Consider the following 2,500-nt stretch of genomic DNA (forward strand, 5'->3'; position numbering starts at 1 on the left):
GTGTTGGGATGTTGGTTGCGGGGGTAGGATTTGAACCTACGGCCTTCAGGTTATGAGCCTGACGAGCTACCGGGCTGCTCCACCCCGCGAGGGTGGGGTGTTGGTGTGGGGTGGATCAGGGGACCTGGCGGCGACCGACTTTTCCGCATCTTAAGATGCAGTATCATAGGCGCTGGGGCGTTTCACGTCCGAGTTCGGGATGGGATCGGGTGGAAGTCTCCCGCCATAGCCACCAGGTCTTCTGATCCACCCGACCTCTGTGTGTCGGTGTGGGAGGTTGGTGTGTTTGTATGATGAGTGTTGCGTGGATGATTGCTATGCATGTGTATGCTCTGACTTGCAGAGCGTTGTGTGAGCGATATGGGCGATTAGGACCGGTTAGCTTCACGTGTTACCACGCTTCCACACCCGGCCTATTGACGTGATGGTCTTTCACGGCCCTGTGAGACCTAGTTTTGAGGTGGGTTTCCCGCTTAGATGCTTTCAGCGGTTATCCCGTCCATACTTAGCTACCCGGCTGTGCCGCTGGCGCGACAACCGGTACACCAGAGGTATGTTCATCCCGGTCCTCTCGTACTAGGGACAAATCCTCTCAAGTCTCATACACCCACGGCAGATAGGGACCGAACTGTCTCACGACGTTCTAAACCCAGCTCACGTACCACTTTAATCGGCGAACAGCCGAACCCTTGGGACCTGCTCCAGCCCCAGGATGTGATGAGCCGACATCGAGGTGCCAAACCTCCCCGTCGATGTGGACTCTTGGGGGAGATCAGCCTGTTATCCCTAGAGTACCTTTTATCCGTTGAGCGATGGCCCGTCCACGTGGGACCACCGGATCACTATGGCCGACTTTCGTCTCTGTTCGAGCTGTCACTCTCACAGTCAGGCGGGCTTATGCCATTGCACTCGACAGTCGGTTTCCGACCGACCTGAGCCCACCATCGCGCGCCTCCGTTACACTTTGGGAGGCGACCGCCCCAGTCAAACTGCCCACCATGCAGGGTCCCGGACCAGGCTAGACTGGTCTCGGTTAGACATCAGAAAAATTCAGGGTGGTATTTCAAGGACGGCTCCACCGGTACTGGCGTCCCGGGTTCATAGCCTCCCACCTATCCTACACAGGATGTCTCTGATGCCACTGCAAAGCTGCAGTAAAGGTTCATAGGGTCTTTCCGTCTGACCGCGGGTACCCCGCATCTTCACGGGGAATTCAATTTCGCTGAGTCGATGCTGGAGACAGTGGGGAAGTCGTTACGCCATTCGTGCAGGTCGGAACTTACCCGACAAGGAATTTCGCTACCTTAGGACCGTTATAGTTACGGCCGCCGTTTACCGGGGCTTCAATTCAATGCTTGCACATCTCCTCTTAACCTTCCGGCACCGGGCAGGCGTCAGGCCGTATACGTCGTCTCTCGACTTCGCACAGCCCTGTGTTTTTACTAAACAGTCGCTACCCCCTGGTCTGTGCCACCCGCCCGTGGTTGCCCATAGACGGGTCTTGCTTATCCCGAAGTTACACAAGTAATTTGCCTAGTTCCTTCAGCATCGTTCTCTCAAGCGCCTTGGTATTCTCTACCAGTCCACCTGTGTCGGTTTCGGGTACGGTCTATACGCCAGAGCTATTTCCTGGAATGCTCCAAAAGCCTGGTCAATCCAATAAGACCAGACAACATATCGCATTCGTCACTTCTGGCAGGCCCAGTAATATTCAACTGGTTCCCATCGACTACGGCTTTCGCCCTCGCCTTAGGGGCCGGCTCACCCTGCGTGGATTAACCTTGCGCAGGAACCCTTGGACTTTCGGCGACAGTGTTTCTCGCACTGTTTGTCGCTACTCATGTCAGCATTCGCACTTCCGATATCTCCAGAGGGGGTCACCCCGCCTCCTTCGCAGACCTACGGAACGCTCCGCTACCGCGCATATCAAAGATATGCACCCACAGCTTCGGCACGTGGCTTGAGCCCCGTTACATTTTCGGCGCAGGGTTTCTATTAGACCAGTGAGCTATTACGCTTTCTTTAAAGGATGGCTGCTTCTAAGCCAACCTCCTGGTTGTTTTGGAATCCCCACATCCTTTCCCACTTAGCCACGATTTGGGGGCCTTAGCTGGTGGTCTGGGCTGTTTCCCTCTCGACAATGGACCTTAGCACCCACTGTCTGTCTGCCACGCTCATACTCCTCGGTATTCGGAGTTTGGTTAGGTTTGGTAAGACTTTGGGTCCCCCTAGCCCATCCAGTGCTCTACCCCCGAGGGCAATACGTGACGATCTACCTCAATAGATTTCGCGGAGAACCAGCTATCTCCGAGTTTGATTGGCCTTTCACCCCTAGCCACAGCTCATCCCCGACTTTTTCAACAGGCGTGGGTTCGGCCCTCCAGTGCGTGTTACCGCACCTTCAGCCTGGCCATGGCTAGATCACTCGGTTTCGGGTCTTCTGCCAGCAACTCATTCGCCCTATTCAGACTCGCTTTCGCTACGCCTACACCTACCGGCT

At 55.5% G+C, this 2,500-nt stretch carries 1 tRNA gene and 2 rRNA genes (1 of these 3 cut by a window edge); all 3 read right to left on the minus strand.

The features are described 5' to 3' along the window. Positions 1 to 12 precede the first annotated feature (12 nt). Positions 13 to 89 (minus strand) — tRNA-Met (locus JCM15831_RS14980). A 33-nt stretch (positions 90 to 122) separates the two neighbouring features. Then, positions 123 to 237, minus strand: a 5S ribosomal RNA gene (gene rrf / locus JCM15831_RS14985). A gap of 111 nt (positions 238 to 348) precedes the next feature. Further along, a 23S ribosomal RNA gene (locus JCM15831_RS14990) occupies positions 349 to 2,500 on the minus strand (it continues 589 nt past the right edge of the window).

The organism is Asaia astilbis JCM 15831 (genome assembly GCF_000613845.1).
Lineage (GTDB): Bacteria > Pseudomonadota > Alphaproteobacteria > Acetobacterales > Acetobacteraceae > Asaia > Asaia astilbis.